Genomic DNA, 26,702 nt, shown 5'->3' with positions numbered 1-26,702 from the left:
AGTGGTTGGTTAAAGTGTTAGAAAACTAACAACTCGCTAGCTTACGCACCCGGCGTGGGTGGAGCGCCAATATCCATAGCCCGCTGGTAGGCGTCGGGGTCGCCACCCTCAGGCAGAGTGAAGTTCACCTCATCTCCCGTTAGCCACGCATTGACTTCTTCAATCGCCTCAACGTCTAACAGGCCCGCCTGCTGACGCAGTGAGAGCAAATTGACCACATAGTCATAACGCGCTTCGGCATAGTTGGCGATAGCGTTATAGAGGCTTTGTTCAGCATTCAACACGTCCACGATATTACGTGTGCCTACTTCATAACCGGCACGGGTAGCTTCTAAAGCACTACGGTTAGAGACGATGGCCTGCTGACGAGCCTCAACGGTATCGACGTTGTTGCTAACCTGGGTATAGAGCGAACGCACTTGTTGGATAGTAGTGCGGCGTTGGGACTCAAAGTCGTATTGGCTACTTTCAAGCTGGAAGGTACCTTGGCGAATACGGGCGCTGGTGCTGCCACCGGTATAAATAGGTAAGTTCGCCGAGACGCCCACTTGGCTTGACGTGTTGTAGCCACTTACCAAATCACTATCGCTATCCGAGTACTGGTAGTTAGCAAATGCCTGAACAGTCGGCATACGCCCGGCACGCGCCAGTTCGACGCCTACGCGGGAAAGCTCAATGCCTGCCTGCTGCGCTAATACCTGCGGGTTACGCTCAATGGCTTGCTCTACCCAATAGTTACGATCCGTGGGAGTTGGCAGAGCAATCGGCATACTGTCGCCCAGCGCGTCGATACTGGCGTAACGCTGCCCCGTCAGTTGTTCAAGCACCTCAAATGCCACCTGAAGATTACTCTCTGCTGCTATGCGATCAGCGCGGGATTGATCAAAGCTCGCCCGTGCTTCCTCTACTTCAGTGATAGCAATGAGACCTACTTCAAACTGCTCTCGAGCCTGCTCAAGCTGGCGGCCAATCGCACGTTCTTGAGCTAAACGCGCCTCGAGCACTTCGTGGGCACGCAAAATATCGAAATAAGCGCTCGCGACATCAATCAGCAACTGCTGCTCAGTGGCGGCCAATAAGTACACTTGTTGATCAATCTGACGTTCAGCCTGATTCACTTCCTCACGTGTGACAGCATTGAAGAGTGCCTGGGTCGCCTCAAGTGTTAATGACGCGGTGTTGTAGCGATCATCGCTGACACCCGCCGCATTAGAACCGGCACCAGCGCTCTGCCCCACTCTAGAGGAGGACTGGCTTTCGTACTGCTGGTTATGGACGACATTGCCGGAGGCATTTACCTGAGGCAACAGCGCGCCACTTGCCACATCGCTTGCCGCTTCAACACTTGAAAATTCAGCACGTGCAGAGGCCAAGGCAGCGTTGTTATTAAGCGCATCGCGAGTGATATTGACTAAATCTGCCGCTTGAGCGGGCAGGACGAAAGAAGATGTCAGCACTGCTAATAGCAGGGGACGAAAAGGGGCATTGACTGCCCAGTGTGCCAGTCGCATGGGATTGCCTCTAGGTGTCAACGTAGGGTGGCGATAATGATAGCCATTCTGAAAGGTGGCATTATAGTTACATTCATGTATGTATGCTAGGCTTGAACTTAACCTAAATATATGAACAGCGTCACGTATAGATAACCGCACTACACAAGACTCTCTATTACCTTAGTCCAAAGCTCCATGAGCTTGCAGCTTTTTAGCGCTCCTTTACCCACTCGAATCTTAAGTGAACCATGTTACAGCTAATGTAATAAAACGCTAATTAAAGTGAGCGCTTGAGTCTCTCAACAACATGCGGCAGTGATTGGCAATCCAAACAGCTAGCTAATAAAGCGAGAAAATCAGCACCATCACCACTATTGCTCCGCCAAACGCTGCCCCATTAACTCTCAAAAGCTTCCAACACTGCCACGCAGCGTTCAACGGCACTGCGATACCCTGAACCAAATAACAGCAGATGGTTAAGCAATGGATAAAGCTGAAACAGGGCTTCGCGTCTTGGCCAGTCGATTGGCTTATCGCCGTTCCAGTAAGCATCAAAAAAAGGTGCGTCAGGCGATCCAAACAGGGTCAGCATGGCCAAATCAACATCGGGATAATGGCGGTAAACAGCAGGGTCGATCAGTGCCGGTCCTCTAGTGGTTGTCAGCACATTGCCCGACCATAGGTCACCATGAATAAGGCTGGCAGACGAATCTGGCAGCCATGTTTCTAGTTGCTCTGCTTGGTGTTCAACACGGCGGCGCAACGTGCCATCCAGCAGGCCCTGCTGATAACAAGCTTGAGTAAGAGGCAGTAGACGCCGTTCGCGCTGAAACGCACGGCCATCTGCCAGTGGGGGGTTGGGTTGGGGCGTACGCCCACACGCATTGTCCTGATGCCAGCCATGGGCATCACCTATCACACCATGCAACTCACGCAGCCCTTCGCCTAAAGCGACGCTACTTTGGGTATTTGCGGGTTGGGTATCGAGTGACTCTATCACCAGCCACCCCAGCGACTCTCCCAGCACCTCAGGTATCACTAATGAAGTGCCCGCCCCTTTGAGCGCGCGAAGCCCTTCTGCTTCGCCAAGCAACCGCGCGGAATCGTCGTGTTTGATAACGACTTGCCCTTGGCGGGTCGTCAAGGCGTAAACAGCCGCTATATCACCACCACTGAGTGGCTGAAGCTTATCAGTGGGGATTAATCCCAGCGTATCCAGCAGATCGCGCAAAATGGCATCCATGACTCTCTCCGCTCAAGGCGCGTGTACTCTCCGTATCTCTCCTTAAACGGTACAAGGCAAAGCAATATCTTTCTAGGCAATCCGCATTATTAAACGTTATGACGCTGAGCAAGCGCCTCGCGATAACGCTGATAAATCACCTCATAAGCAGAAACACGCTCAGCATCAGGGTCGGCAAGGGAAGTGGCATCCAGGTGCACCAAGCGCTCACAGAGCGATGCCAGGGTCACCCCCTCCTGATGTAAGTCGCACCAAGCCGCTTGAATGGCCGCCCCTAACGCGGCGGCATCGGTAATCTCTGGGCAGATTACCTGGGTATTAGTAATGTCAGCCACCATTTGCCGCCAGACTGGGCTCTTGGCACCGCCGCCAATCAGCCTAATCTGGCTGGTGCCGTCAGCTAGATCACCTAATAGTTCCAAGCCATAGCGCAGGCCAAAGGTAGCGCCTTCCATCACCCCTCGGCAGAGGTTAGCTTGAGTCATATTAAGGCTGGTCAAACCAAGAAAATCACCAGTCGCATTGGGCAGCATCGGTACCCGTTCGCCGTTAAAAAACGGCAATACAACCACTCCGTCGGCCCCAATCGGGGCGCTTGCCACCTGCTCACTGAAGGTAGCTAAATCCAGTCCAAACAGCTCACGCACGCGGGTAGTCGCAGAGGTAACGTTCATAGTGCAGATTAACGGCAGCCAGCCACCGTGACTGGCACAGAAGTTGGCCACCATAGCGCTGTCGCACACCACCGAATTAGGTGAATAAGCGCACACCGTGCCGGAGGTCCCTAAACTAAGCGTCACCAGCCCCTGAGTAATATTACCGGTGCCAATTGCGCCCAGCATGTTGTCGCCGCCGCCAGAAGACACCACCACATCATCATGAAGCCCCAACTCTTGCGCCACTAGCGGGCGCACTCGCCCTGCTGGCTCGTGCGCCTGGATAAGACGAGGCAACACACGGCCTGGGTCAAGCTCCGGCGCAATGGCTGCAAATACCTCTTTCTGCCAGCATTGGGCACGGGTATCGAAATAACCGGTGCCCGAGGCATCCCCCGCTTCAGTGACCCGCTCACCGGTCAGCCAGAAGTTGAGGTAGTCGTGGGGCAGTAGCAGAGTGGCTATACGCCGGTAGGCGTCAGGGTGTTGCTCCCGCAGCCACGCCACTTTAGACGCGGTATAACCAGTTTGTAACACCAGACCCAGCTTCTCCAGACAGCCCGCTTCACCGCCTAGTCGGTCGACTAAATCGCTGTTTTGAGCACTGGTTTCGGTATCGCACCACAGTTTGGCGGGATACACCGGCACACCATCCGCATCCAGTGCCACCATGCCGTGCTGCTGTCCGGAAACGCCAATCCCCCGCACCTGCTTGGCATCAATGCCAGCACGCTCAAGCGCTTGAAAAAAAGCCCCTTTGAGCGCTGCTAGCCACTCTGCTGGCGCCTGCTCTCGGCGGCCATGCTCTCCCTCGTCTAGGCTATGAGGACGACTGCCTTCACCCAGGATGACGCCACGCTCCACATCTACCACCACGACTTTGGTACTCTGCGTACCGCAATCTACCCCGATATACATCACAACATTCCTTTGGACGCGACCAGAGTCTCAAGAGTAGCCCGTGCTCCCCGTTCATGCAGTGACGTCAATGTCTTTAGGTAAGCGTTTAGAAAGCGAGGCTGATCAGCCAAGTCACCAAACAGCTCGCGGTTCTCGACAAACGCAGCGGGGTACGTGCGGTTGTTAGTGGCAATCGTCATCAATGGCTCACGCAGACGGTCCACAATATCGATAGCCTCTCCCTGCTCATCGACGCCTTCAGCGTAACGTGCCCAGCTGGCGACCACGGCGGCGCTACGTTCAATCTCCCCCCCCTGAGAAAGTTGCTGGCGAATCACCGGCACGAGCCATTTGGGAATGCGATCAGAGCTTTCAGCACATAGCCGTGCCAGAGTGTCTTTAATTTGCGGGTTGGCGAAGCGTTCAATCAGGGTCAGCCGATAGGTTTCTAAATCAACCCCTGGTACTGGCGCCAGCGTAGGCGTGCCCTCTTCACGCATATAGCCCAGCAAAAACTCGACAAACAGCGGGTCTTGGCACACTTCATGGGCGTAGCGGTAGCCTGCCAAGTAGCCAAAGTAAGCGAGTGCCTGATGGCTGGCATTGAGCAGGCGCAGCTTCATCAGCTCATAAGGCTCTACATCATCGACAAGTTGAACGCCTACTTTCTCAAGCGCCGGGCGCCCCAGGGGAAAGTGATCTTCGAGCACCCATTGGCTGAAGGGCTCGCATACCACTGGCCAGGCATCCTCAACATCAAACCGCTGGGCCAGCTCTTCAATATCCGTGGGCGCTGTCACTGGCGTGATACGATCCACCATGGCATTGGGAAACGCCACTTCGGCAGTTAGCCAGTCGCCAAGCCCTGCGCTGCGAGCACGGGCGTAGGCACTGAACATGCGTTTGGCCACGTCACCGTTACCTTGAATATTGTCGCAGGACATCACCGTAAAAGGTGCAATGCCCCGTGCACGACGACGAACTAGGGCTTCCACCACTAAGCCAAAGCTGGTGGACGGTTGCTCTGGGTGAGCGAGATCATCACGCACCTGTGGAGAATCCAGATTGAACTCTCCAGTCACCGGATGGAAGTTGTAGCCACCTTCCGTCACGGTGAGCGACACAATCTTGATGGTAGGATCGGCCATTTTTTCGATCACCGCTTCGGGGTCTTCTGGCGCAAACAGGTAATCCACCATACTGCCGATCACACGGGGCTGATACTCGCCGTCGGGGTGTTTCACCACGAGCGTATAGAGGTAGTCTTGCGCAGCAAGGGCCTGCTGCATACGCTTATCGCCGGGCATTACTCCCACTCCCACAATGCCCCATTCAAGCGCCTCCCCCTGGTTCATTAGCGCATCCAGGTACATCGCCTGATGGGCACGATGAAAACCACCGACGCCAATATGCACGATGCCTGGCGTCACGGCCTGCCGATCATAAGTAGGCGTCTCAACCGCCGCGCTGAGGGCACCCATGTTGTGATTATTAAGCTGGGTCATCGTCACTCTCCGGGTCATTTGTTAGCCACGCCGCGCCCTAGCGCCAGCGCTGGTCAGCTGGCACGCTGCCGCTTTTTACAAGTTCAGCGTTAAGCATGTCTTTTTGATGAGCGCGCTCGAGAGCGCCGATATGATCTTGGCCCATGCACAGCCAGCGATTCACCAATCGCTCAACCAGTACGGCATCGTCCACATCGATAAACAGCGTCCAATCGAACAGCTTGTACAGCGCCCGCCAGGGCTCTTGATCCAACAGCAGGTAATTGCCTTCCACAATCACAATGCGCTGCGCTGGAGTAATCAACCGCCCTGCAGCTCGAGCGAGATCCAGCGGCCGGTCAAACACCGGCACCGCTACCGATTGGTCGGCGCGACGAATGCGCACTAAGTCATGGTGTAAGCCATCAACATCGAACGTGTGCGGCGCGCCTTTCACTGGCAGTTGCTCATCACCTAGCACGGCGTTATCGAAGTGGTAGCCATCCATCGGCACCACGGCTGCCTGCCCCGGCCGCTGCTGATTAATGGCATCGCATAACAGCGCGCTGCGATAAGACTTGCCTGCTCCAGGTGGGCCCGCCAGGGCAACCATAAAACGTGCTTTGCCTTCGGCGGCATCCAACAGTTGGTGGCTTAACGAAACAAGATCAGGGGTCATAGGCGTATCAACTCATCCAGTTGCCACCATCGACGTTGAGCGTCTGGGCAACGACATAGTCACTATCCTGACTAGCAAGAAACACGGCGGCCCCCGTGTGGTCTTCCGGCAATCCCATACGCCCAAAGGGTACAGACTCGCCCACCAAACGCTTTTTCTCGCCCAGCGGTCGGTTCTCATAGCGTGCAAACAGTGCATCGACTTCTTCCCACATCGGCGTATCCACTACCCCCGGTGCAATGCCGTTCACGTTAATACGGTGCTTGATCAAATCCAGCCCGCAGGACTGGGTCAGGCTAATCACAGCGGCTTTACTCGCACAGTAAACGCTGACGAGTGGCTCGCCCCGTCGGCCTGCCTGAGACGACATATTAATAATTTTACCTCCTTGGCCTTGTGCCACCATGGCGCGAGCCACTGTCTGTAGGGTAAAAAATAGCCCCTTGGTATTCACCGCAAACTGCTTGTCAAAACTGGCCTCTGTCACCTCGAGCACCGGTGCCATATCAAACACCGCGGCGTTATTGACTAAAATATCGATCCCGCCAAATCGCTCGGTAACGCTCGCCACCATGGCGTTGATCGAGGCTTGGTCGCACACGTTCAACACGACACCCATCACGCGCTCGGCGCCAGCGTCTTGTTGCAGCGTGGCGAGCGCATCGTCAATGGCATGGGCATCGATGTCGGCCACAATGACCTTCGCCCCTTCGGCGAGATAGCGCTGAGCAATGGCTAAACCGATACCCCGGGCACCACCCGTGATGACGGCGCGTTTATTGAGCAGTTTCATTGTTATCTTGTCCTTGCAAATGGGATTGCCACTCGTCTACTAAAGCGTGAAGTCCGCGCATATGGGGCAAAATTCGCCAAGCGCCCGCCGCCAGTAGCCGTGAGGACTGTTGTTCATCTATATGACTCGCCCCCACAAAACCAATCACTCGCATGCCTGCAGCATAAGCAGCGGTTACCCCTGCCACGCTATCTTCTACCACCAGACAGCGGCTGGGTGAGCAGCCAAGAGAACTGGCCGCTAAGTGATAAATAGCGGGGTCCGGTTTGGGGTTTTCGACCTGCTCAGCGGTAAAAATCGGCACATCGCCCAGCGCGCCGTCCAGTTGGGTAGTGGCGAGCGATGCCAGTACGCGACAACGGCGGCTGTTCGACACCACGGCCTTAGGTAAGTCGATCCCGCTGACGGCGGCATGCACCCCTGCAATGGCGGTTAATTCCCTCGCCAAGCGCGCCTCAATGGCGCTATCAACCAGCTCAGCGGCATCGGGCGGCAGCAAGTGACGGCTTAACTGTTCCAGGTGCTGGAGGATATTGGCCGTCGTCATACCCAGGGCTTGGCTAAGTAGTGTCGGGATATCCAGATCCGGTAGCCACTGCCCAAGGTGGGTTTCCAGAGTCTCTTCAGCGAGTGCTTCGCTATCCACCAGAACGCCATCACAATCAAAAATCAGCACTTTCATACCTGCTCCCCCGGAGAGGCTGATTCCGTAGCCGCGCGATTATCTTGTCGGGTCAGGCTTGCTAGCGGGTGCTGCTGCAGGCTAGGTAGGGCTAGCCCGCTTGCGTCAAACAGATGGGCGCGCTCGGGGGCAAAACCAAAACGCACGCTATCGTTGACTCGGTAGGCAACGTCACCATCAGCCATAATAGTGATCAGCTCATCATCCATTTGAACGTAGAGCGAGGTTTGACCTCCGAGGCGCTCAAGCACTTTTATCTGCCCACTCAGCGGCCCCTGCTCATCAAGGACCAAGTGTTCTGGGCGAACACCCAGCTCAAGGGTGGCGTTAGCATCCAGGTGCCCACCGTCGACCGGCACACTGCGCTCACCGCCGCCGGGCAGACGAATCGCTACGCCTTCAGGCGTTACGTCGGTCAACGTCACCGGTAGAAAATTCATCTTCGGTGAGCCAATAAAGCCTGCCACAAAGCGATTGCGCGGATGGTGGTAGAGCGCCATTGGCGAGCCCACCTGCTCCACCACGCCATCGTGTAGCACAACGATTTTATCGGCCATGGTCATGGCTTCTATCTGATCGTGGGTGACGTAAATCATCGTGGCATCTAGTTCTTCATGCAGCCGTGCCAGCTCAATGCGCATCTGCACCCGCAACGCCGCATCCAAATTGGAGAGCGGCTCGTCAAACAGAAAGATACTAGGGTTACGCACAATCGCCCGGCCAATCGCCACCCGTTGGCGTTGTCCACCGGAGAGCGCTTTAGGCTTACGATCTAATAGCGGCTCCAGCTGCAGAATTTTGGCCGCCTCCAATACTTTGGCGCGGCGCTCCTCTTTGGGTACTCCAGCCAGGCGCATGCTGAAGCCCATGTTGCCCTCAACCGTCATGTGCGGGTATAGCGCATAACTCTGGAATACCATGGCCAAGCCCCGGTCGGCGGGGCCCACATCGTTTATTCGCTTACCATCGATCAGAATGTCGCCGTCGCTTGCACTCTCCAAGCCCGCGATCATGCGCATCAGCGTGGATTTACCACAGCCCGAAGGGCCAACAAACACCACGAACTCGCGGTCGTTCACCTCGAGATCAATGCCTTTGATGACCTTGGTGTCGCCAAACTGTTTGATAATGTTCTTCAGTTGTAAGGTTGCCATGGGGAACTCCTTTACTTGACGGCGCCAAAGGTCAGGCCGCGCACCATTTGTTTTTGGGTCATCCAGCCGAGGATCAGGATGGGGGCGATTGCCATGGTGGAAGCCGCTGAAAGCTTGGCCCAGAATAGCCCTTCAGGGCTTGAGAACGAGGCAATATAAGCGGTCAGCGGTGCCGCTTTCGACGAGGTCAAGTTGAGACTCCAGAACGCTTCGTTCCAGCTCAAAATCACTGAAAGCAGCCCGGTAGAGGCGATGCCCGGCAACGTTAGCGGCAGCAGCAGGAAAAACACCTCCTGCAGAGTGGACGCGCCGTCCATCCTGCCAGCTTCCAGAATGTCTTTGGGCATATCCTTGAAGAAGGTGTAGAGCATCCATACCACGATGGGCAGATTCATCAGGGTGTAAATAATGATTAGCCCGGTACGGGTATCCAACAACCCCACATCTCGGAAAATCAAATAGATAGGTACCAAGACACCGACAGGTGGCAGCATTTTGGTAGACAGCATCCAGAGCAGCGTGCCCTTGGTGCGCTTAGTCGGCAAAAAGGCCATGGCATACGCCGATGGAATGGCAATCAGCAGTGCTAAAAAAGTCGAGCCAAACGCCACGACGACGCTGTTTAGCGCAAAACGCGCATAGCCCGAGCGTGCCTGAACGGCTTGATAGCTCTCAAGCGTGGGGGAAAAGATAAAGCTTGGATCTGCAATCGCTGCCGTTTCGGTTTTAAATCCGGTCAGCACCATCCACAGGATGGGAAAAAAGATAATCAGGGCAATCGACCAGCCCACTAGAGTTAAGACCAGTTGCCTGATGGGCAACGAGCGAGCGTTAGCTGGCGCGACGCTATTACGATGAAGTGTCATTGAAATGCTCCCAAGACGCCCTGTCACCGGGGTTAGTCTTCTAAGTTCTTAGCGACCATACGGACAAGGAAAATCGCGACGATATTGGCGAGAATGATGGCGATCACCCCACCCGCTGAGGCCAAGCCCACATCGAAATCCAGTAGCGCTTGGATATAGATCAAATAGGCTAAGTTAGTGGTCGCGAGTCCCGGCCCGCCGGAGGTGGTGACAAAAATCTCAGCAAAAATCGTCAGCAAGAAGATCATTTCAATCATGATCACCACGCTGATGGCACGCTTTAGGTGCGGCAGCGTAATGAAGAAGAAAATCGCCAGTGGCCCAGCACCATCCATGCGCGCTGCTTCCACCTGGTCTTCATCCAGCGACTGCATGGCGGTGAGCAGGATCAGTAGTGCAAACGGCAGCCACTGCCACGACACAATAATGATGATGGACGTCAGTGGTAGCGATGAGAACCAGTCCAGTGCAGGCAGCCCTAGCGACTGCGCCAGCCACGCTAACACCCCATTAGAGGGGTGCATCATCATGTTTTTCCATACCAGCGCGCTCACCGTTGGCATGACAAAGAAGGGAGAAATCGCCAGCACGCGGGCGATGCCACGCCCAGCAAACTCTTGCTGGAACAGCACCGCGAGCAGCGTGCCGCCCACCACGGTAACCACCAGTACCGACCCTACCAGTAATAGGGTGGTGCCCATCGCCGACCATAACGCAGGGTCAGTCAGCAAGTATTCATAGTTTTCCAGCCCGGCGAAGCCGGTCATCCCTGGCATGAGTAAGTTATAGCGCTGAAAAGAGAACCAGATCGTCATGCCCAGGGGCACGATCATCCAGAGCAGCAGCAGCGATACCGCGGGCGCTTGAAGCGAAAGCGTTCTTAGCCCACCGACCGTTCGGCCAGAAGCACGTGTTCTATTCATGGAAACACCTACAAGAAAACAGACCTGCTAGAACCACTGAAATACGCCTGCCCACATAACCGGGCAGACGTAAGAGTGCATTAACGTTCGATGTAGCCTGCCCGCTGCATGGTGCGCTCTGTGGCTCGCTGAGCGCTATCAAGCGCCTGAGCTACTGAGGTGTCTCCGGTCAGGGCGGCGGCAATCGTTTGGCCCACTTGCGTACCAATCGACTGGAACTCAGGAATACCTACAAACTGAACGCCGACATAGGGGGTTGGCTCTAGGCTGGAGTCGGTAGGATCAGCTTCTTGTATGGCGTTAAGCACAAAATCAGCAAATGGCGCGGCATCAACGTACTGCTCGTTGGCGTAGGTGGATTCACGAGTCCCCGGCGGTACGCTGGTCCAGCCGTTCGTTTCGCCAACAAGCTCGACGTACTCCTGTGAAGTCGCCCAGGTAATGAATTGCTGTGCTGCTTCTTTGTGCTCTGAGGAAGCGGGAATCGCCAGCGCCCAGGACCACAGCCAATGAGAGCCTTTAGGGGTTTCCGCGATTGGGGCTGGCGCAAAACCTAGCGTACCTGCTACGTCAGACTCGTTTTCATCGTAGAGTTTGCCTGCTGCCGAGGTGGCATCAACCCACATGGCGCAGTTCCCACGAGAAAAGAGCGCTAGGTTTTCGTTAAAGCCGTTGGAGCTGGCACCGGGCGGACCGTAGTTGCTTAGCAGGTCAACATAGAACGCAAGCGCATTGTTCCAGGCCTCAGAGTTAAGCTCCGGGTTCCACTGCTCATCAAACCAGCGGCCGCCAAAGGTGTTCACCAGCGTCGAGACAAAGGCCATGTTCTCGCCCCACCCCGGCTTACCGCGCAAGCAAATACCTGCCAGGTTCTCTTCGCTACCGTGTAACTGCTCGGCCCAGTCGCGCACCTGCTCCCAGGTTGGCTGCGCTGGCATCTCGATGCCAGCCTGCTCAAACAGGTCGGTGCGGTAGTACATCATGGAGCTTTCCGCATAGAACGGCAGAGCGTGCAGCGTGCCATCTAGGCTTAGGCCATCGCGTACCGATGCCAGCAAATCATCTTCATTGTAGTCATCGGGCAAGTTTTCCAGCGGCTCAAGCCAGCCACGCTCTGCCCAGATGGGCACTTCATAAGTACCGATAGTCATCACATCGAACTGACCGCCACCGGTGGCAATATCCGTGGTCATACGCTGACGCAGCACATTCTCCTCAAGCACGACCCAGTCCAGAGTGATATCCGGGTGCGCTTGCTCAAAGGCATCGGTCAGGCTCTGCATGATGACCATATCGTTATTGTTTACCGTGGCAACGGTGATTTCTGTTTGAGCGTGGGCTTGGCCAGCTACCGCAATAGCGGCCGCTAGGGTCGTGACGGGTAAATGACGGGCAAGACGCATACAGCTTTCCTCTTGGCAAATATTGGTATTGTTTTTATCGGCACAGCGATTACTGGAACTGTCGTTATTAGGGCTGTCGTTATTAAGGACTGTGGTTATTGGCAATGTAGCTATTGGCACCACAGTCAATTTGATCAAATTGATCAACTGTCGATCAAATGATCGTACGAAAGCCAAAAAAAAGCAAAGCCTACTCTTTTAGACTTTATGCTAATTCATTCAGCTATTTGCATGTTGCACTGCGCTATAAATCATTGAGCAATAGTGTTAACGATTTGTCTCGCCGCAATTTCATCCGTTATCAATCCTTTTAACCAGCCTCCTCGCAATGCTGCCCGTATGGCGGGCGCTTTATCGTGCCCACCCGCTATTGCCACCATAAGATGCTTACCGAACCGCTCTAGAGGCAAGCTGGTCACTCGCCGTGTTATTGAGCAATCAATCACCTCTCCCTGATCGTTAAGCGGCCAGCCCAGCAACTCACCTACCGCTTTAAGGCTCAATAGCTCATCTAGCTCACTTTCGCTGATGAAGTGGTCTTGAAACAGCGTGGCTTGCCGATCGATTCTGCCGACCCCAATAAAGGCAGCTTCAGATTCTCTCGCCACATCGGCAATCGCTTTAAACAGGCGCTGTGTCAGCATGGCCTCTTTCTCGACTAACGACTCCGCTACCACGGGTGCAGGTAGTAAAAAGCGCTCGCCGCCCGTTTTATCCGCCAGCAGCATGACCGCGTCGTAGCGGTTAGCCGAACCATCCCTGGCAACATTACCCACCAAAGAAACAAAGCGATGTTGGGGCCGCTCAATACGGCTAAGAGCCTCTACCGCAGCCCTAACCGAGCGCCCAGTCCCCAAAGACAGCGTTAATGGATCGCTGCGCTCCACCAAACGAGCCATCCGCTCAGCACCTGCAACAGCTAAATAATACGCAGCATTTTCAGGTGCCTGGCTATCGGCGGGCACAACATCGCAATATGCCAAGCCAAAATGATCGCGAAGCACGCTGCCTAATGTCATACAGGTAGAAATAGGATGGTCAATATGGACCTTTACCAACCCTTCTTGCCTTGCGAGCGCTAACAGGCGCTGGACACCGGGTCGAGAAACCCCTAACTGGTTGGCAATTTCATCCTGAGTCATACCACCGACATAAGACATCCAAGCGGCTCTGGCCGCCTGATCAAGCTTCACCTCAAACTTATCCATTGACACACTCACTGCCCTATAATTTGAAATATTGTCGCACAACGCCTTCACTAGGGCTCTTGCGCCATGGTTTATTAATAAGGATAAAGATGACTATGTACAAGCTTGCTTTTTTTGTTCCCGTTGAAGATGCCGAGAGTGTTAAAGAAGCGGTCTTTGAGACAGGCGCTGGCCGACTTGGTGATTATGAAGCCTGCTGTTTTCAAACCCGCGGTACCGGCCAGTTCCGCCCGCTAGAGGCTGCGCACCCCCATATTGGACACGTAGGATCACTTGAAACTGTCGAAGAAGTGAAGGTGGAGCTTGTTTGCCGCGATGAGTATATACGGGCAGCGATTGCGGCATTGAAGTTAGCCCACCCCTATGAAGAGGTGGCCTATGATGTTTGGCAATTGGCCGACCTGTAATTCAGCAATACAAGGCTTTAATAGATCACCCTGCTAGCAACGCCTAAACAGTAATAAAACTTAGGCACTGCCAAAATATCGCTCCCTATCTTCAGGGGTAATTGAGCTGATGTGCAGCGGGTAGTGGGCATTTTTACGGTCTTCATAAAAGTGCTGTAACGTGCGCTCAATCGTTGGAAAAGCAAGCTCGTCCCAAGGAATTTCATGCTCTTCGAACAGCGCTACTTCCAAGCTTTCAGGGCCTGCGCTAAAACCACCGAGAAGCTCTGCTCGGAAAATCATATACACTTGATTGATATGAGGTAGATCAATAAGCGTGTATAACCCCTCCAGCTTGACCTCTGCAACGGCCTCCTCCCAGGTCTCGCGTGCGGCGGCCTGCTGAGTGGTTTCGGCGTTTTCCATATAACCCGCGGGTAGCGTCCAATACCCTTTACGCGGAGAAATCGCTCGTTTACACAGCAATATTTTATCGTCAATCACTGGCAACGTACCCGCCACAATACGCGGGTTCTGGTAATGAATAGTGCCACAGGCATCGCATAAATAGCGCGAACGGTCATCGCCTTCAGGAACAGCAAAACGGACTTTTTCACCACACTGACTACAAAAATTCATCGCGTTTTCTCTACGGCTGATGGGGCAAGGCTTTAACGTACTTGACGTCAATAACCGCTGCTGGGTAAAAGAGAACAAAGCAAATGGAAGCCCTATGTTAGAGAAACTGCGCAAACAACTGCAACAGCACTCCCCCCAACGGCTAGACCACGTTGTAATGCCCGAGGCTGCCGTGCTAATGCCTATTGTTGAGCGTCCATCGCCCACGCTGCTGTTTACACGGCGAGCGAGCCATCTCAGCACTCACAGTGGCCAAGTCGCGTTTCCCGGCGGCAAACGCGAGGCCTGCGATGCTGACCTCTATGCTACGGCTCTTCGCGAGGCACAAGAGGAGATTGCGCTAGCGCCTTCCTTTGTACAACCCTTGGGAAGGTTATCAGACGTTATTTCGCTACATGGCATCCGAGTCACGCCATGGGTCGGCATTATTCCGCCAGATTTACCGCTGGCAGCAGATCCCTCAGAATTAGACACCATTTTTGAAGTGCCACTCAGCCATTTTCTAGACGACAAGCGCACCCACACCGATGTCATAACGGTAGATGGTGTTGCTCACTACGTACCTAGCTACCAAGTCGACGGTCACGTGATTTGGGGGCTTTCTGCCATGATGCTGGTAGAACTACTGGCGGAAGGGTTTGGCATGCCAATTGACCTTTACCAGCGCCCACCAGGGGCGTTGCGTCACTTTCCAGAGAGAAGCAGTCGCCTACCAAAAGCAACTCGCATGCCGACTAAGAGAACCATGAAATGATTGCCTCTGCAGCGCCAAACTCTTTACCCAATAGCAGTAGCCCTCCAGCGATCAACCCTATCGCCCATATTGCACTGGTTGATGCGCTCGTTGAGCAAGGCTGGTACGTGGGTAACAACGTGATAGACCTTGATCTTTGCCAAGCGCTGCACCGAGAGCTGAACCATATGGCCGAACACGATGTGCTTGATGAAGCTGGCATTGGCCGCGGCAAAGAACATCACCTTCGCAAAGATATTCGCGGCGATGCCATTCACTGGTTAGATAGAGAAAGCGCAGCCCAGCGCCGCTACCTTGACGCCATGGCAGAACTCCAGCTATCGCTCAATCAAGCGCTTTTCCTGGGATTGTTTGAGTATGAAGCTCACTTTGCCCACTACCCGCCAGGTGCATTTTATCAACGCCACTTAGACAGTTTTCGAGGGCGAGCTAACCGAGTTATTTCAACCGTCGGTTACTTAAACCCTGAGTGGCCCTTGGATGGCGGCGGAGAGATGGTCATTTATCACCCCGACACCCCTTCTTTGGAAGTCGCCCGCGTAGTGCCTGAAGCTGGGACGTTTGCCTGCTTTTTATCCGAAACCATTCCCCACGAGGTGCTGCCAACCCAGCGTCCGCGTGCCAGCATCGCTGGCTGGTTTAGGCGTAATGCCTCGCTGGATGGCGTGCTCGACCCGGCGCGTTGAAACACTATGGACACCAGTAACGAAGCCACATTAAGCGCCAGAATCAAAGCACTAGAAGCGCAAAATGCAGTGCTGGAAGAAGAGAAGCGTCATTATCAGTGGCTAGCCGAAAGTACCACTGACTTGATATCTCGCCATGCCCGCGACGGTACTTTTTTATATGCCTCTCAAGCGGCGCGAGACTTACTAGGGTACGAACCCGAAGAGCTGATTGGCGTATCGGCCTATCAGCTGTTTCATCCTGCCGATCTAAGTGATCTGCTGAACAAATCACCCCGGGTCTACTATCACGACGGTTTTTATCAGCAAACGTATCGCTTTCGGGCTAAGGCAGGTCACTACATCTGGTTTGAAACCACCAGCCGAACCCGCCGAGATGCTGCCACAGGCGAGCTAATTGATATTTTATGCGTCTCTCGGGATGTGAGCCGCCGAGTCCATGCCGAAGCCACAAGAGAGCGTTTAGCGCAGGTGGTCGAATCCACTACCGACTACGTACTTTTTTTAGGGCCTAATCAACACATTTTTAGTGCCAACGAAGCGGCTCGGCGCTGTTTTTCACTCCCACGCGATGCTATGCAAGTTGCTCTGTCAGCGCTTTACCCTACTGACTCATTGGCACTATTGGAGCAAGTGGTATTCCCCGCCGTTGAACGCTATGGCTCCTGGAGCGGCGAGCTGGAAATGCTCAGTACGCACGGTTCAGTTCCCGTGCTTGGCGTCGTGCTTACCCACCGCAGCCGCGGGGCGGAACCTGGGCACTTTGCATTAATTAATCGCGATATTAGTGTGCGTAAAGCTGCCGAAGCCCAGGCACGTCGGCACCAAGAACAAATTGCCCATGCCAATCGGTTAGCCGCCGCCGGAGAGCTTGCGTCTAATATTGCCCATGAACTCAATCAGCCCCTTGGTGCCATCGCCAATTACGCCAGTGGCGCCCTTTTGAAAACAACGCACACGCCTAACTTACCCGCCAGCGAACTACAGCTGCCACTGGCCCGCATTGATGAGCAAGTACAGCGTCTTGCCGAACGACTCCGCCATATGCGCAGCTTTGTGCGTAAACGCAGCCACTGTGTCAGGCCCCTGGTGCTTGAACACGTCATTGCCGCCGCCTTTCAACTGTGCGACTGGCAGTATAAGCAGGCCTCTGTTCAGCTTACCCAGCAATTGCCCCACGGGTTGCCACGTATTTATGCGGACCCTATTGCCCTTGAGCAAGTAATCGTTAACCTATTGCTCAATGCGCTAACCGCGAGCCGTGACACCCCTGATGCCGATCAGGTCATCGTTGCCGCGCAAAAAAGCGGCAATCGACAGCTGACCCTTAGCGTTGAAGACCAAGGTCCAGGTGTAGCGCCAGATCATCAAGACACCATTTTTGATGCCTTTTTCACCACCCGCGATGAAGGATTGGGAATGGGTTTGGCAATTAGCCGTTCGCTAATCGAGAGCATGGGCGGGGCGCTTACTCTGCGCCCCCAGCAAAACGCGAAAGGCGCATGCTTCGACATAATACTTCGCACAGAAACAGTATGATTGCGCAATCAGTGCATCAACAGGGGCCAGTAATGACCAGCAGTGTTGAACGACAGTCTACCGCCACCATTGCGGTTGTTGATGATGATCAAGCATTGCGTGAATCGCTGGTTTGGCTGCTTGAGTCCGTCGGATTGACCGCTCAAGCGTTTCATGACGGCGAGCAATTCTTAGCGAGCCAGCACGATAAGTTGGGCGCGCTGCTGCTTGATGTTCGCATGCCAGGAATGAGTGGACTGCAAGTGCAGCAGCAGTTGGTTGATCAAGGCGCTACCCTGCCGGTCATCATGATGACGGGGCATGGCGATGTCCCCATGGCAGTGGCTGCACTAAAGAACGGCGCATTTGATTTTATTGAAAAGCCGTTCAACCACCAGCAGCTGATTGACAGCGTGCAACAGGCGCTGGGCAGCGCTCATCAACAGCAACGCGCTAAGCAGCAGTTGGCAATGCTGCGAACACGTTACCAATCGCTACGCCCGAAAGAGCAGCGCATTGTGATTCATGTAGCAGAAGGAATGACCAGTCGTGAAATTGCCGAGCACATGGAGATTAGCGGTAAAACCGTCGAGGTCTATCGGTTAAGAGCCATGAAGGCCATGCACGCTGCAAATTTGGCAGAACTGGTGCGGCAAGCGGTGGCGCTGGAGCTCGTTTCCTCACTCAGCGCCTCCCCTATTGATAGCGAACGGCCTAGCTAAAACGGCTTAGCTAAGTGGAACAACCTGACCATTGGCTTTTTCCAGCACATTACGCACCTGTTCGTAATCAATGCCGTGTTCATCACCTTCGTGTGCCTCAATTAGGCTAACCACTTCTAACAGCATTTCCATACCAAAACTCTGTTCATCCGTGGGCGTAAAAGCTTGAACATAGGCATTTGCATTACTCCCCCAGCCCACCTTAACGGGGCTGTTGATAATGTTTACCTGCGCACCTACTGGAACTCGCCAAAACACAGACTCAATATCTTCTGGGTGCATTCGAATGCAGCCTCTGCTTGCGCGCATGCCAACACCGTCGGGCTGATTAGTGCCATGAATTAAGTAGCCAGGGATATCCAGCAAAATAGCGTATTGCCCTAACGGGTTATCTTCACCTGGTGGAACAACTGCGGGCGCAGGATCGCCGCGCTCAGCAGCTTCTCGGCGAATAGATTCAGGTGGATACCATGCAGGGTTCTCAAGGCGCATAGTGGTCTTAGTAATGCCCAGCGGCGTATTGAACGCATCGCGACCAATTCCAATAGGATACGTCTCTACCCGCGGTGCCTTGCCCTCTTCTACCTCTGGATAATAATAGAGTCTAAGCTCAGCAACATTAATCACAATGCCAGTACGCGGCTCGTCTGGCAGAATATATTGGCCGAGTATTGTCACCTCAGTACCTTCGCCAGGTATCCAAATACTGGTATCCGGATTGGCCATACGAATCTCTTCGTAACCCACATTATGCTCACGGGCGATGTCGAGCAGAGTATCCTCTTTTTTCGCCGTAACGGTATACACCTCGCCCACCATATTCCCCTCATCAGGGAGCAAAAAGTGGCCTTTGGGTAATTCACTTTCACTGGCAACGGCACTGGATGCAAACAACCAAGCTCCCAGAGCGACACTACTAGCCCACAATTTTTTAACCTGTCGAAGCGTTTGATACCGTGCGGCAACTGTCATGGGGTCTCCTTTATTATATAGCCCCAAGGTGCTACCTGCGGTTGAGCAAGCTACTGTGGGGACAATTTGCGTACGAATATGAACAAGCGGTCTGAATGGGTCAATTCGACAGACTGTCGCATCAATCTCAACGACCAACGTGGGTGAGACGTTTCATTGAGAGTGATTTTAACGTTTATTAATAAATCTAACACGCCCTGGTTTAACGCTGATGTGTATTTGAATTGATCTTGGTTAAGAGTTCTTCATTAGCATTGCAACACAGCGCATAGCATCTACCTTTAGAAGTGCCTGAAGCGGCTACTGCGTACCCAGGAAAAGATCATAAAAAAGCGCTGCATACATGCAGCGCTTTTCGGCGTTATCTGGCGTTCGAATCACCCTTTTAAAGTTGCGTCCATAGTTATGTCTGCATTTAATACTTTGGAAACAGGGCAGTTCGCTTTAGCCGTTTCGGCGGCTTCTTGAAAAGCAGCGTCATCGGCACCGCTTACGCTGGCCACAACGTCCAAATGAATACTGGAAATATCGAAACCATCGGCACTTTGTGAAAGCGTTACACGCGCATTGGTATCAATAGCATCAGCGGTAAAGCCTTTCTCGCCAAGAATCATCGAAAGCGCCATTGAGAAACAGCTTGCATGAGCAGCACCAATTAACTCTTCCGGGGTGGTGCCGGGTGCTCCTTCAAAGCGCTGTTTGAACGAATAGCTCGCATCCAATGCTCCACTTTCCGTTGCCACATTGCCTTGACCATCTTTGAGTCCACCTTCCCAACGTGCACTTGCTTTACTATCCATTGCGTTCTCCTTTCCTCTGATAGTTAGCGTCATCTCGTTTTAGGACACAGTCACTGTGCCCGCCAACTCAATCAGCGTAGCTGATTCTAGCGCCGCTGCCGAATTTACTCGATCAACATGTCTATACTACTGCTTAGCGGTTATACGCTATTCGCTTTCCAATGCTTTATCGTTAAGCTGAGCAGCACTATGGCACTCACCACACCTATGGTCGCCGCAATGAATCTAAGGACACATCATGTCATCGGCTGATGCGCTGCGTTTGGTTTTGCTCTCTTCCCTATGGGGGCTATCGTTTATTTTTATGCGTGTAGCCGCGCCGGAATTTGGCGCTATTCCGCTAGTGTTAGTCAGGATGGGAGTTGGCGCTTTGCTCTTGGTGCCGCTGCTCCTGAGCCTGCGCTATCTGCGGCTAATCTGGCAGCACAAAGGACCGTTACTACTGCTGGGTGTGATGAATCATGTGCTGCCTTTCTCATTGTTGGCGTTAGCGACAACACGGTTAGAGGCAGGGTTTACTTCGCTGATAAACGCCACCACACCGATTTTCACAGCCCTACTTGGCGCCGCCTTTTTTGCCACCCCCATTCAACGTCAGCAGTACATTGGTCTCGCACTAGCGCTAGTGGGTGTGTATGTGCTGTCTGCTGACCGGCTAGACTTCACTCTAGGCGGCGATGGCTGGTTTATTGTTGCGGTACTCGGTGCCACGTTTTGTTACGGACTTGCTGGTAACTACTCGAAAACGCGCTTGAGTCATCTACCCAGCCGCGTGTTGGCGGCTGGTAGCAGCGCGATGTCAGCACTGGTGTTATTCGTACCTGGCGTGCTGCTCTGGCCTAGCGAGCCTGTCAGCGTGCTCGCCTGGGGTAACGCCCTGGCGCTGGCGATGCTAAGCACCACACTAGCCTTCCTGCTTTATTTCGGCCTATTAGCTAGTGCAGGGGCCACAGCGACCTCAACCGTCACCTTTTTGGTCCCTGTCAGCGCCCTGTTGTGGGGCTACTTGCTACTTAATGAGACGCTTAGTCTTCAAGTGGTGGCTGGCATGGTAATCACCCTAGCAGGCACCGCCATTGCTACCCGGCTATTAAGGCTTAGGTCTCGCGGCGCGTTGGCACCACCTCATCCCCCACACGAATAGTGCTGCCTTGCCCGGCAGTTAGCGTGGCGTTTTGGCCAAAATGCGCGCCTTTAAGGTGAGGCTGGGTGTTCAGAGCAAGCAGCGTTTTCAGTGGTTCTGCCTGAGCAGGTACGGTGCCGGTTTGCTGGTCCACAGTGGTAATTTTGCAGCGCTGACAGGGTTTGCGAAGCGTCAGCTCATAGCCACTCTGGCCCGCGAGTGCTGCCCACTGGTCTTCCGCCCAGGCGTTTTCACACTCGACTACTATATTCGGCCGAAAACGGTTCATCGGCACAGAGGATTGCCCATTGGCAACAAGCGCTTGATTCAAGGCATCCAGAGAGCCGGTGGTGGTTATCAGGAAAGGGTAGCCATCAGAAAAATAGGTATGGGCCTCGCCTCCCGCCAGAAAGTCTTCTTCAACAGAACGCGTAAACTCAGTAGCAAAGCGCACTAAGCTGATGCCTTGTGCTTGCTCGCCCAATGCCGCCACAAGCCAGTGCGATACATCCTCGTTTTCTGGCACTGCTTTGCAGTGGTCGTTCCACACTTTTACCAGGCGCAAATTACCTTGGGGGTCTTCAAGGGGAATCGCGATCGGGTCTACATTCGGGTGAGATAGTACTAATGCCTGATCGGTTAATTCGACCGCGATGGTGGCAAGCTGTGGTAGCTGGCGCTGAGTAACAAAACGCTGCTGGGCATCTACCAGCATCCAGCGGCGATCCCAGGCTAACCCATGGCCATGGAGTTCACTTTGAGTAACGTTAATTCCCTTTAAGGATTTAACCGGGTAGACAATGAGTTGGGTAATATTCACGGCGGTCTCATGCTCTCTATAGCGATTTTTTTAATGGCTTTTTTAATGACCAATCTTTAATTAACAGCCTATCGAGTTTGCTGGCTCGCCGCTAGCTACCCAGACGCTAAAGTGTTTTACCCGCCTCAATTCGATACCCCAAATCCATGATTTGGTGCTCAGGAGCTTCGCCACGAATGCGCGACAATAGCGTTTTCGCAGCGGCTTCCCCAATGGCTTGCCGGGGGGTGATAACACTAGCAAGGCGCGGGCTCATCGCCTGGCCGACATCGTGGCCATGAAACCCAGCAATCGCCATCTGTTCGGGGACATTAATGCCATGGCGCAAACACTCAAAGTAAGCCCCCACCGCAACATCGTCATTGGTGCAGAAAACACCATCGGCACTAGGGTGATCTCGTTGAATTTCCTGCATAAGCGCCGCCCCGACGCTGTAGGAAGAGCGCTGACTGCTCTGCAGCGTTATCGGCGTTAACCCTTGCTCTTCCATCGCTTGGCGATAGCCTTGCTCACGCTGGCGTGTCCGCTCATCCAGACGCACAGCCAGATAAATCACCTGACGCCTGCCACGGCGAATCATCTCACTGACCATATCGTAAGCGGCCTGCACGTTATCGTAACCCACCGCCTGCTGCAGTGGTGGGCGACGGGTATCCATAATTTCCACAATAGGAATACCGGCTGTCTCCAACATCCGCAGGCTACGCGGCGTGTGATCGCGGTCAGACAAGATGACGCCATCCACATTATAAGAGAGTAGCGAGGCCAAACTGCGCTCTTCAAGCTCAGGGCTGTAACCGTAGTGAGAGAGCATCAAGTGATAACCGGCAGGCTCGGTGTACGCTTCGATACCGACAATGACATCAGCAAATACCTGGTTAGTCAGCGATGGTACCAGCACACCGATAGAGTGGCTGGTAGCCCGAGAAAGCAGGTCTGGTGCCCGATTGGGAATATAGCCAATCTGTTCAGCAACGCTGAAAATACGTTCGCGAAGTCCTTCCGATACCGTTTCAGGATCACGCAAGCAGCGACTGACGGTCATTTTTGTCGCGTCAACGCGATCAGCAATATCTTGTAATGTCGGGCGTTTTTTCTTCAATGGCGTCACTGACTGTTCTGTTAAGTGCGTAAGTCTGTTAAATGCGCAGGGGCCATACCATAGCGAATAGTACGGCCCCTCGCCTATCCCATCCTTTAGCCTAATGAACGCGTAGCGTAGGCGATAGCGCCGCCGTAAAGCGCTCAACAATCTCGCCAGGCGATAGCGCAATGGAGACGGTCACCGCTTCATCACTGCTTGGCGGCTCTAAATCGGCGAGCTGGCTTGCCAGCATGTTATCACCTTTAAAGAAGTGCCCTGCCCTGGTTGCTAACCGTTCACGCAGAAGCGCTTGGCTTCCTTCTAGATATAAAACATGCAGCGCAGGGTCAGCTTCACGCAGACGATCCCGATAGCGTTTTTTAAGGCCGGAACAGGCGATGACCACGGACGTATTACGCGCTTTATGGGCCGCGAACAAGTCAGCAAGTGTTGCCAGCCAGTCACGACGATCGCTGTCATTGAGTGGCGTGCCGCTGGCCATTTTCGCCACATTAGCCGGTGAATGATGGTCGTCACCGTCAATAAACGTTGCGCCCAGCTCTGCTGCTAACTGTTGTCCGATATGCGACTTCCCTGATCCAGAAACGCCCATGACAAGAATACGATGTGATGGCTTATTCACTCGATGCTCCTATCAATTGCCGCGCACGGCGGTGAGGTCAGGCAGCCAAGTAACGATGCCAGGGAACGCAATCAGCACCACCAGAACAACGATCAAGGCGGCGTAGTAAGGCAGCATGGCTTTTACCAGGGACTCCATAGACACCTTGCCGACACCACACCCAACGTACAGACAGGTACCAACCGGCGGTGTTAACAATCCAATGCCTAAAATAAAGGCCATTAGAACGCCAAAGTAAGCGGCATCAACACCCACCGATGTCACGATCGGTGCAAGCATTGGCGCCATAATCACCATGGCTGGCGTTAGGTCCATTACAAACCCCACCAACAGCAGTAGCCCCGCCACAATCAGCAGCAGCAAAAACGGCTCCTGGGTAATCGCCTGTACTTGGCGCACTAAGGTTTGTGGAACCATGTTAATGGTTAAAAACCACGCAATAACGGTGGCAAAGGCCAACAACATCATTACCATGCCAGTGAGCCTTGCGGTGCGAATTAACATACCGCCCAACTCGCTGAGCTTAAATTCACGGTATACCACCAGAGAAATGGCCAGCGAATAGAGCAGCGCAGCAACGGCGGCTTCTGTGGCGGTAAACACGCCGCCAATAATGCCGCCAATCACGATCACAGGGAGCACCAGCGCTAACCAAGCATCCTTAAACGCTTTCCACAACCGATCCCAGCGGAATTGGCGAACGCCGCCACCCTGCTTGCTCGCGAGAATAAAGGTGGTCACCATTAGCGCGGCGCCAATTAATAGGCCAGGCACGATCCCCGCGATAAACAGACGACTGATCGACGTCTCGGTAACAATGCCATATAAAATAAGCGGTATAGACGGTGGAATAATAATGCCGATCACCGACGACACAGTGTTAATCGCCGTGGCATTTGCGGCGGTGTAACCTTGCTGTTTCATCGATGGTATCATCATTGCGCCAGTCGCTGCGGTATCCGCAACCGCCGAGCCGCTAATCCCGCCAAAAAACATCGAACCGGTAATCGCTACCTGGCCAAGTCCGCCGCGCATAAAGCCAACTAACGCGCCAGCAAGCTCCATCAAGCGTCGTGCAATACCACCATTGCTCATCACTTCGCCGACGAGAATAAAGAAGGGGATCGCCAGCAGCGGGAAGCTATTTACGCCACGAATTGACTGCTCAATCATAATCGATAGCGGGATATCAGACAGTACCGCCATGACTAAGGCTGCTACCCCTAGGCCAAACGCAATCGGCAAGCCAATCACAATAGATGCCAATAATATGGCTAGAAAAATCCACAGCATGATTAACGCTCCCCTGGTAAGTCAGCCGATTGGCGATGTGGTTGACGGATAACCCCCACGCTGACCCACATACGCCAGAGCGATACCGCCGCGATAAAAATGACGCACAACACCAACGATAGGCTGACCAAGCTTAGCGGTACGCCCATGATGGCGGAGCGTCCGCTTGAGCGCGTGAGCACTTGATAACCACCCCAAATCATTACTAGCATCAGCCCAGTAATAATCAGGTGTTGTAAGCAATAGAGCATGTGCGCAACACGCAATGGCAAACGCCTCACCAGCGCATCGACAGCAATATGTTCATAGCGTGCAAACGCCGCCGCTGCGCCGATAAAGACCAGCCAAATAAACAGCATGCGCGCCAGCTCATCGACCCAGGGCAGTGAATGATTGAACACAGAGCGGCCAACGACATTGCTGGAAACCGCGACTATCAGCGCCGCCAAAATAGCGCCAATCAAATACTCCATAGCGAGTGTTAACCAGCGGAACAACACAGGACCCTGACGCGTCTCAGTATCAATCTCAAGCAGCTTGCGATTAGGGTCGTTCAAATAAACCGACGGATCTTCCAACGTTGGTGCTGTAGAGGTCACCGCGTTTGGGGGAGTAGAGGAGGTAGTCATAAGAACTCCGAGGGGCACTGACAAGTCGGGCAGGCGTGTGGGCCTGCCCGATGGTGCGCTATACGTAGCAGATTAGTGGCTGCTGTCTTCCACGATTTGTTGGATTTCAGCAATCAGATCTTCACCGATACGCGGCGCCCACTCTTCATAAACAGGCTGCACGGCGTCTTGGAAAGCGGCTAACTGCTCATCATTTAAGCGGGTAATTTGCATACCGCGTGCTGCTAACTGTTCACGCGACCAGTCGTCATACTCGGCAGAAAGTTGGATTTCGTACTCAGCCGACTGTCGGGCGGCTTCCTGCACCAGCGCTTGATACTCAGGTGCCATGCGGTTCCAGGTACGCTCGGAAAGCATCATGATAAATGGCGTATAAACGTGGCGTGTCTCGGTGCCGTAATCCTGCACTTCATTGAAGTTAGAGGTAAGGATGGTGCTCCACGGGTTTTCCTGACCGTCCACAACGCCTTGCTCAAGCGCCGAAAATAGCTCGCCGAAGGCCATTGGTGTTGGGTTGGCACCTAACGCTTCCCAAATTGCCAGGTGAACCGGGTTTTGCATGGTGCGTACGCTCAGGCCGCGGACTTCCAGGCCAGCCACATCTTCTGGCGATTCGACAGGGCGTGCGCTGTTAGACAGCTGACGATAGCCGTTTTCAGAGAACGTCAGCGCTTTTAAACCGGTACCCTCGAACGCATCCAGCATTCCCTGAGCCACGTCACTCTGCATAACAGCCACTGCGGCTTCTCGGCTCGGTAGTAGGAATGGCAAATCAAATGCTGACAGTGCCTCCACGTACCCAGTCGTCGCCGAGCTTGAAGGATAGGTCATATCCAAGGTGCCGGTTTGCAGCATTTCCATCATTTGGACATCGTCGCCCAGTTGGCTGTTGGGGAAGACATTGACCGTAATACGACCATCGGTACGCTGCTCAAGAATTTCACCGAAGTACTGGCTAGAGAGAAACTGCGGCGATGTTTCGGACAGGCCAATGCCCATACGCAGGGTGTGGCTTCCGTGGTCAGCCACTACGTCGCCTTCAATCGCAGGCGGATCAGAAAGTTCAGGGCCTTGAGCATGTGCCATGCCAAAAGTCAGAGTGGTCGCGCCGACCAGAGTAAGCGTGCTGCGCCAAATCGTTGTCATGAC

The 26,702-nt window shown here is 53.9% G+C and carries 27 protein-coding genes; 6 read left to right on the top strand and 21 right to left on the bottom strand.

Annotated features, from left to right (window positions below; all coding sequences use genetic code 11):
- Nucleotides 1-41: 41 nt before the first annotated feature.
- The 12 genes from NDQ72_05640 to NDQ72_05585 form a co-directional block, all read right to left on the bottom strand.
- Entirely contained in the window at nucleotides 42-1,511 is a 1,470-nt protein-coding gene (locus tag NDQ72_05640; GenBank protein ID WKD29433.1) for a TolC family outer membrane protein, read from the bottom strand.
- A 379-nt stretch (nucleotides 1,512-1,890) separates the two neighbouring features.
- Complete coding sequence (locus NDQ72_05635) at nucleotides 1,891-2,736, bottom strand: fructosamine kinase family protein (GenBank protein ID WKD29432.1); 846 nt, start codon at nucleotides 2,734-2,736, stop codon at nucleotides 1,891-1,893.
- Nucleotides 2,737-2,825: 89 nt separating this feature from the next.
- The gene (gene xylB, locus NDQ72_05630; GenBank protein ID WKD29431.1) at nucleotides 2,826-4,310 is read right to left on the bottom strand and encodes a xylulokinase; all 1,485 of its coding nucleotides are present in this window, start codon (nucleotides 4,308-4,310) and stop codon (nucleotides 2,826-2,828) included.
- Nucleotides 4,310-5,797, bottom strand: coding sequence for a mannitol dehydrogenase family protein (locus tag NDQ72_05625; GenBank protein WKD29430.1), 1,488 nt, complete (start codon nucleotides 5,795-5,797; stop codon nucleotides 4,310-4,312). Before NDQ72_05625 ends, xylB begins: the two co-directional genes overlap by 1 nt.
- A gap of 37 nt (nucleotides 5,798-5,834) precedes the next feature.
- On the bottom strand, nucleotides 5,835-6,455 hold the full coding sequence (locus NDQ72_05620; protein ID WKD29429.1) for a nucleoside/nucleotide kinase family protein: 621 nt from the start codon (nucleotides 6,453-6,455) through the stop codon (nucleotides 5,835-5,837).
- Between the two features lie 7 nt (nucleotides 6,456-6,462).
- Nucleotides 6,463-7,248, bottom strand: coding sequence for an L-iditol 2-dehydrogenase (locus NDQ72_05615; GenBank protein WKD29428.1), 786 nt, complete (start codon nucleotides 7,246-7,248; stop codon nucleotides 6,463-6,465).
- The gene (locus tag NDQ72_05610) at nucleotides 7,232-7,930 is read right to left on the bottom strand and encodes an HAD-IA family hydrolase (protein WKD29427.1); all 699 of its coding nucleotides are present in this window, start codon (nucleotides 7,928-7,930) and stop codon (nucleotides 7,232-7,234) included. Before NDQ72_05610 ends, NDQ72_05615 begins: the two co-directional genes overlap by 17 nt.
- Entirely contained in the window at nucleotides 7,927-9,084 is a 1,158-nt protein-coding gene (gene ugpC / locus NDQ72_05605) for a sn-glycerol-3-phosphate ABC transporter ATP-binding protein UgpC (GenBank protein WKD29426.1), read from the bottom strand. The genes NDQ72_05610 and ugpC overlap by 4 nt, the downstream gene beginning before the upstream one ends.
- A gap of 11 nt (nucleotides 9,085-9,095) precedes the next feature.
- Nucleotides 9,096-9,950: a carbohydrate ABC transporter permease gene (locus tag NDQ72_05600; protein ID WKD29425.1), complete on the bottom strand. Its 855-nt coding sequence runs from the start codon at nucleotides 9,948-9,950 to the stop codon at nucleotides 9,096-9,098.
- 32 nt (nucleotides 9,951-9,982) lie between these two features.
- Nucleotides 9,983-10,873 (bottom strand): sugar ABC transporter permease, encoded by an 891-nt coding sequence (locus NDQ72_05595; protein ID WKD29424.1) that lies wholly within the window; start codon nucleotides 10,871-10,873, stop codon nucleotides 9,983-9,985.
- 80 nt (nucleotides 10,874-10,953) lie between these two features.
- Nucleotides 10,954-12,276 (bottom strand): sugar ABC transporter substrate-binding protein, encoded by a 1,323-nt coding sequence (locus tag NDQ72_05590; protein WKD29423.1) that lies wholly within the window; start codon nucleotides 12,274-12,276, stop codon nucleotides 10,954-10,956.
- A 251-nt stretch (nucleotides 12,277-12,527) separates the two neighbouring features.
- Complete coding sequence (locus NDQ72_05585; protein WKD29422.1) at nucleotides 12,528-13,484, bottom strand: sugar-binding transcriptional regulator; 957 nt, start codon at nucleotides 13,482-13,484, stop codon at nucleotides 12,528-12,530.
- Nucleotides 13,485-13,579: 95 nt separating this feature from the next.
- Between NDQ72_05585 and NDQ72_05580 the strand changes: the two genes are divergently transcribed.
- Complete coding sequence (locus NDQ72_05580; protein WKD30353.1) at nucleotides 13,580-13,891, top strand: NGG1p interacting factor NIF3; 312 nt, start codon at nucleotides 13,580-13,582, stop codon at nucleotides 13,889-13,891.
- Nucleotides 13,892-13,951: 60 nt separating this feature from the next.
- Here the strand turns inward: NDQ72_05580 and NDQ72_05575 are convergent, their stop codons facing one another.
- The gene (locus NDQ72_05575; protein ID WKD29421.1) at nucleotides 13,952-14,509 is read right to left on the bottom strand and encodes an NUDIX hydrolase; all 558 of its coding nucleotides are present in this window, start codon (nucleotides 14,507-14,509) and stop codon (nucleotides 13,952-13,954) included.
- Nucleotides 14,510-14,603: 94 nt separating this feature from the next.
- Between NDQ72_05575 and NDQ72_05570 the strand changes: the two genes are divergently transcribed.
- From NDQ72_05570 to NDQ72_05555, 4 genes are read left to right on the top strand one after another with little or no spacing between them, the layout of a single operon-like run.
- A complete protein-coding gene (locus NDQ72_05570) occupies nucleotides 14,604-15,263 on the top strand; it encodes a CoA pyrophosphatase (GenBank protein ID WKD29420.1) in 660 nt (219 codons plus the stop codon).
- Nucleotides 15,260-15,949 (top strand): 2OG-Fe(II) oxygenase, encoded by a 690-nt coding sequence (locus NDQ72_05565; protein ID WKD29419.1) that lies wholly within the window; start codon nucleotides 15,260-15,262, stop codon nucleotides 15,947-15,949. Before NDQ72_05570 ends, NDQ72_05565 begins: the two co-directional genes overlap by 4 nt.
- A gap of 6 nt (nucleotides 15,950-15,955) precedes the next feature.
- Complete coding sequence (locus tag NDQ72_05560; GenBank protein WKD29418.1) at nucleotides 15,956-17,488, top strand: PAS domain S-box protein; 1,533 nt, start codon at nucleotides 15,956-15,958, stop codon at nucleotides 17,486-17,488.
- Nucleotides 17,485-18,189 carry a response regulator gene (locus NDQ72_05555; protein ID WKD29417.1) on the top strand — a complete coding sequence of 235 codons (705 nt, stop codon included), beginning with the start codon at nucleotides 17,485-17,487 and terminating at the stop codon, nucleotides 18,187-18,189. The genes NDQ72_05560 and NDQ72_05555 overlap by 4 nt, the downstream gene beginning before the upstream one ends.
- Nucleotides 18,190-18,195: 6 nt before the next feature.
- Here NDQ72_05555 and NDQ72_05550 read toward each other — a convergent pair whose 3' ends face one another.
- Nucleotides 18,196-19,161 carry a L,D-transpeptidase family protein gene (locus NDQ72_05550; protein ID WKD29416.1) on the bottom strand — a complete coding sequence of 322 codons (966 nt, stop codon included), beginning with the start codon at nucleotides 19,159-19,161 and terminating at the stop codon, nucleotides 18,196-18,198.
- Between the two features lie 377 nt (nucleotides 19,162-19,538).
- Entirely contained in the window at nucleotides 19,539-19,961 is a 423-nt protein-coding gene (locus tag NDQ72_05545) for an OsmC family protein (protein ID WKD29415.1), read from the bottom strand.
- A gap of 238 nt (nucleotides 19,962-20,199) precedes the next feature.
- On the opposite strand from NDQ72_05545, the gene NDQ72_05540 reads away from it, so the two are divergent.
- Nucleotides 20,200-21,105, top strand: a complete 906-nt coding sequence (locus tag NDQ72_05540; GenBank protein ID WKD29414.1) for a DMT family transporter — start codon at nucleotides 20,200-20,202, stop codon at nucleotides 21,103-21,105.
- Here NDQ72_05540 and NDQ72_05535 read toward each other — a convergent pair.
- The 6 genes from NDQ72_05535 to NDQ72_05510 all read right to left on the bottom strand — a co-directional run bounded on the left by NDQ72_05535 (nucleotide 21,059) and on the right by NDQ72_05510 (nucleotide 26,699).
- Nucleotides 21,059-21,904 (bottom strand): MOSC N-terminal beta barrel domain-containing protein, encoded by an 846-nt coding sequence (locus NDQ72_05535; GenBank protein ID WKD29413.1) that lies wholly within the window; start codon nucleotides 21,902-21,904, stop codon nucleotides 21,059-21,061. The two genes, NDQ72_05540 and NDQ72_05535, sit on opposite strands and share 47 nt — an antisense overlap.
- A gap of 106 nt (nucleotides 21,905-22,010) precedes the next feature.
- A complete protein-coding gene (gntR, locus tag NDQ72_05530; GenBank protein WKD30352.1) occupies nucleotides 22,011-23,006 on the bottom strand; it encodes a gluconate operon transcriptional repressor GntR in 996 nt (331 codons plus the stop codon).
- 100 nt (nucleotides 23,007-23,106) lie between these two features.
- Nucleotides 23,107-23,631: a gluconokinase gene (locus tag NDQ72_05525; GenBank protein ID WKD29412.1), complete on the bottom strand. Its 525-nt coding sequence runs from the start codon at nucleotides 23,629-23,631 to the stop codon at nucleotides 23,107-23,109.
- A 12-nt stretch (nucleotides 23,632-23,643) separates the two neighbouring features.
- Nucleotides 23,644-24,924, bottom strand: a complete 1,281-nt coding sequence (locus NDQ72_05520; GenBank protein ID WKD29411.1) for a TRAP transporter large permease — start codon at nucleotides 24,922-24,924, stop codon at nucleotides 23,644-23,646.
- A 2-nt stretch (nucleotides 24,925-24,926) separates the two neighbouring features.
- On the bottom strand, nucleotides 24,927-25,553 hold the full coding sequence (locus NDQ72_05515; GenBank protein WKD29410.1) for a TRAP transporter small permease: 627 nt from the start codon (nucleotides 25,551-25,553) through the stop codon (nucleotides 24,927-24,929).
- A gap of 72 nt (nucleotides 25,554-25,625) precedes the next feature.
- Nucleotides 25,626-26,699: a TRAP transporter substrate-binding protein gene (locus NDQ72_05510; GenBank protein WKD29409.1), complete on the bottom strand. Its 1,074-nt coding sequence runs from the start codon at nucleotides 26,697-26,699 to the stop codon at nucleotides 25,626-25,628.
- Between the last annotated feature and the right edge of the window lie 3 nt (nucleotides 26,700-26,702).

The sequence above is a fragment of the Halomonas sp. KG2 genome (assembly GCA_030440445.1).
GTDB lineage: Bacteria > Pseudomonadota > Gammaproteobacteria > Pseudomonadales > Halomonadaceae > Vreelandella.
This window is presented reverse-complemented; position numbering and strand designations above follow the sequence as displayed.

Bases quoted from the DNA above. Each gene is read 5' to 3' on its own strand.
- NDQ72_05640 (WKD29433.1), bottom strand. From the start codon at position 1,511: ATGCGACTGGCACACTGGGCAGTCAATGCCCCTTTTCGTCCCCTGCTA.
- NDQ72_05635 (WKD29432.1), bottom strand. From the start codon at position 2,736: ATGGATGCCATTTTGCGCGATCTGCTGGATACGCTGGGATTAATCCCC.
- xylB (WKD29431.1), bottom strand. From the start codon at position 4,310: ATGTATATCGGGGTAGATTGCGGTACGCAGAGTACCAAAGTCGTGGTG.
- NDQ72_05625 (WKD29430.1), bottom strand. From the start codon at position 5,797: ATGACCCAGCTTAATAATCACAACATGGGTGCCCTCAGCGCGGCGGTT.
- NDQ72_05620 (WKD29429.1), bottom strand. From the start codon at position 6,455: ATGACCCCTGATCTTGTTTCGTTAAGCCACCAACTGTTGGATGCCGCC.
- NDQ72_05615 (WKD29428.1), bottom strand. From the start codon at position 7,248: ATGAAACTGCTCAATAAACGCGCCGTCATCACGGGTGGTGCCCGGGGT.
- NDQ72_05610 (WKD29427.1), bottom strand. From the start codon at position 7,930: ATGAAAGTGCTGATTTTTGATTGTGATGGCGTTCTGGTGGATAGCGAA.
- ugpC (WKD29426.1), bottom strand. From the start codon at position 9,084: ATGGCAACCTTACAACTGAAGAACATTATCAAACAGTTTGGCGACACC.
- NDQ72_05600 (WKD29425.1), bottom strand. From the start codon at position 9,950: ATGACACTTCATCGTAATAGCGTCGCGCCAGCTAACGCTCGCTCGTTG.
- NDQ72_05595 (WKD29424.1), bottom strand. From the start codon at position 10,873: ATGAATAGAACACGTGCTTCTGGCCGAACGGTCGGTGGGCTAAGAACG.
- NDQ72_05590 (WKD29423.1), bottom strand. From the start codon at position 12,276: ATGCGTCTTGCCCGTCATTTACCCGTCACGACCCTAGCGGCCGCTATT.
- NDQ72_05585 (WKD29422.1), bottom strand. From the start codon at position 13,484: ATGGATAAGTTTGAGGTGAAGCTTGATCAGGCGGCCAGAGCCGCTTGG.
- NDQ72_05580 (WKD30353.1), top strand. From the start codon at position 13,580: ATGTACAAGCTTGCTTTTTTTGTTCCCGTTGAAGATGCCGAGAGTGTT.
- NDQ72_05575 (WKD29421.1), bottom strand. From the start codon at position 14,509: ATGAATTTTTGTAGTCAGTGTGGTGAAAAAGTCCGTTTTGCTGTTCCT.
- NDQ72_05570 (WKD29420.1), top strand. From the start codon at position 14,604: ATGTTAGAGAAACTGCGCAAACAACTGCAACAGCACTCCCCCCAACGG.
- NDQ72_05565 (WKD29419.1), top strand. From the start codon at position 15,260: ATGATTGCCTCTGCAGCGCCAAACTCTTTACCCAATAGCAGTAGCCCT.
- NDQ72_05560 (WKD29418.1), top strand. From the start codon at position 15,956: ATGGACACCAGTAACGAAGCCACATTAAGCGCCAGAATCAAAGCACTA.
- NDQ72_05555 (WKD29417.1), top strand. From the start codon at position 17,485: ATGATTGCGCAATCAGTGCATCAACAGGGGCCAGTAATGACCAGCAGT.
- NDQ72_05550 (WKD29416.1), bottom strand. From the start codon at position 19,161: ATGACAGTTGCCGCACGGTATCAAACGCTTCGACAGGTTAAAAAATTG.
- NDQ72_05545 (WKD29415.1), bottom strand. From the start codon at position 19,961: ATGGATAGTAAAGCAAGTGCACGTTGGGAAGGTGGACTCAAAGATGGT.
- NDQ72_05540 (WKD29414.1), top strand. From the start codon at position 20,200: ATGTCATCGGCTGATGCGCTGCGTTTGGTTTTGCTCTCTTCCCTATGG.
- NDQ72_05520 (WKD29411.1), bottom strand. From the start codon at position 24,924: ATGCTGTGGATTTTTCTAGCCATATTATTGGCATCTATTGTGATTGGC.
- NDQ72_05515 (WKD29410.1), bottom strand. From the start codon at position 25,553: ATGACTACCTCCTCTACTCCCCCAAACGCGGTGACCTCTACAGCACCA.
- NDQ72_05510 (WKD29409.1), bottom strand. From the start codon at position 26,699: ATGACAACGATTTGGCGCAGCACGCTTACTCTGGTCGGCGCGACCACT.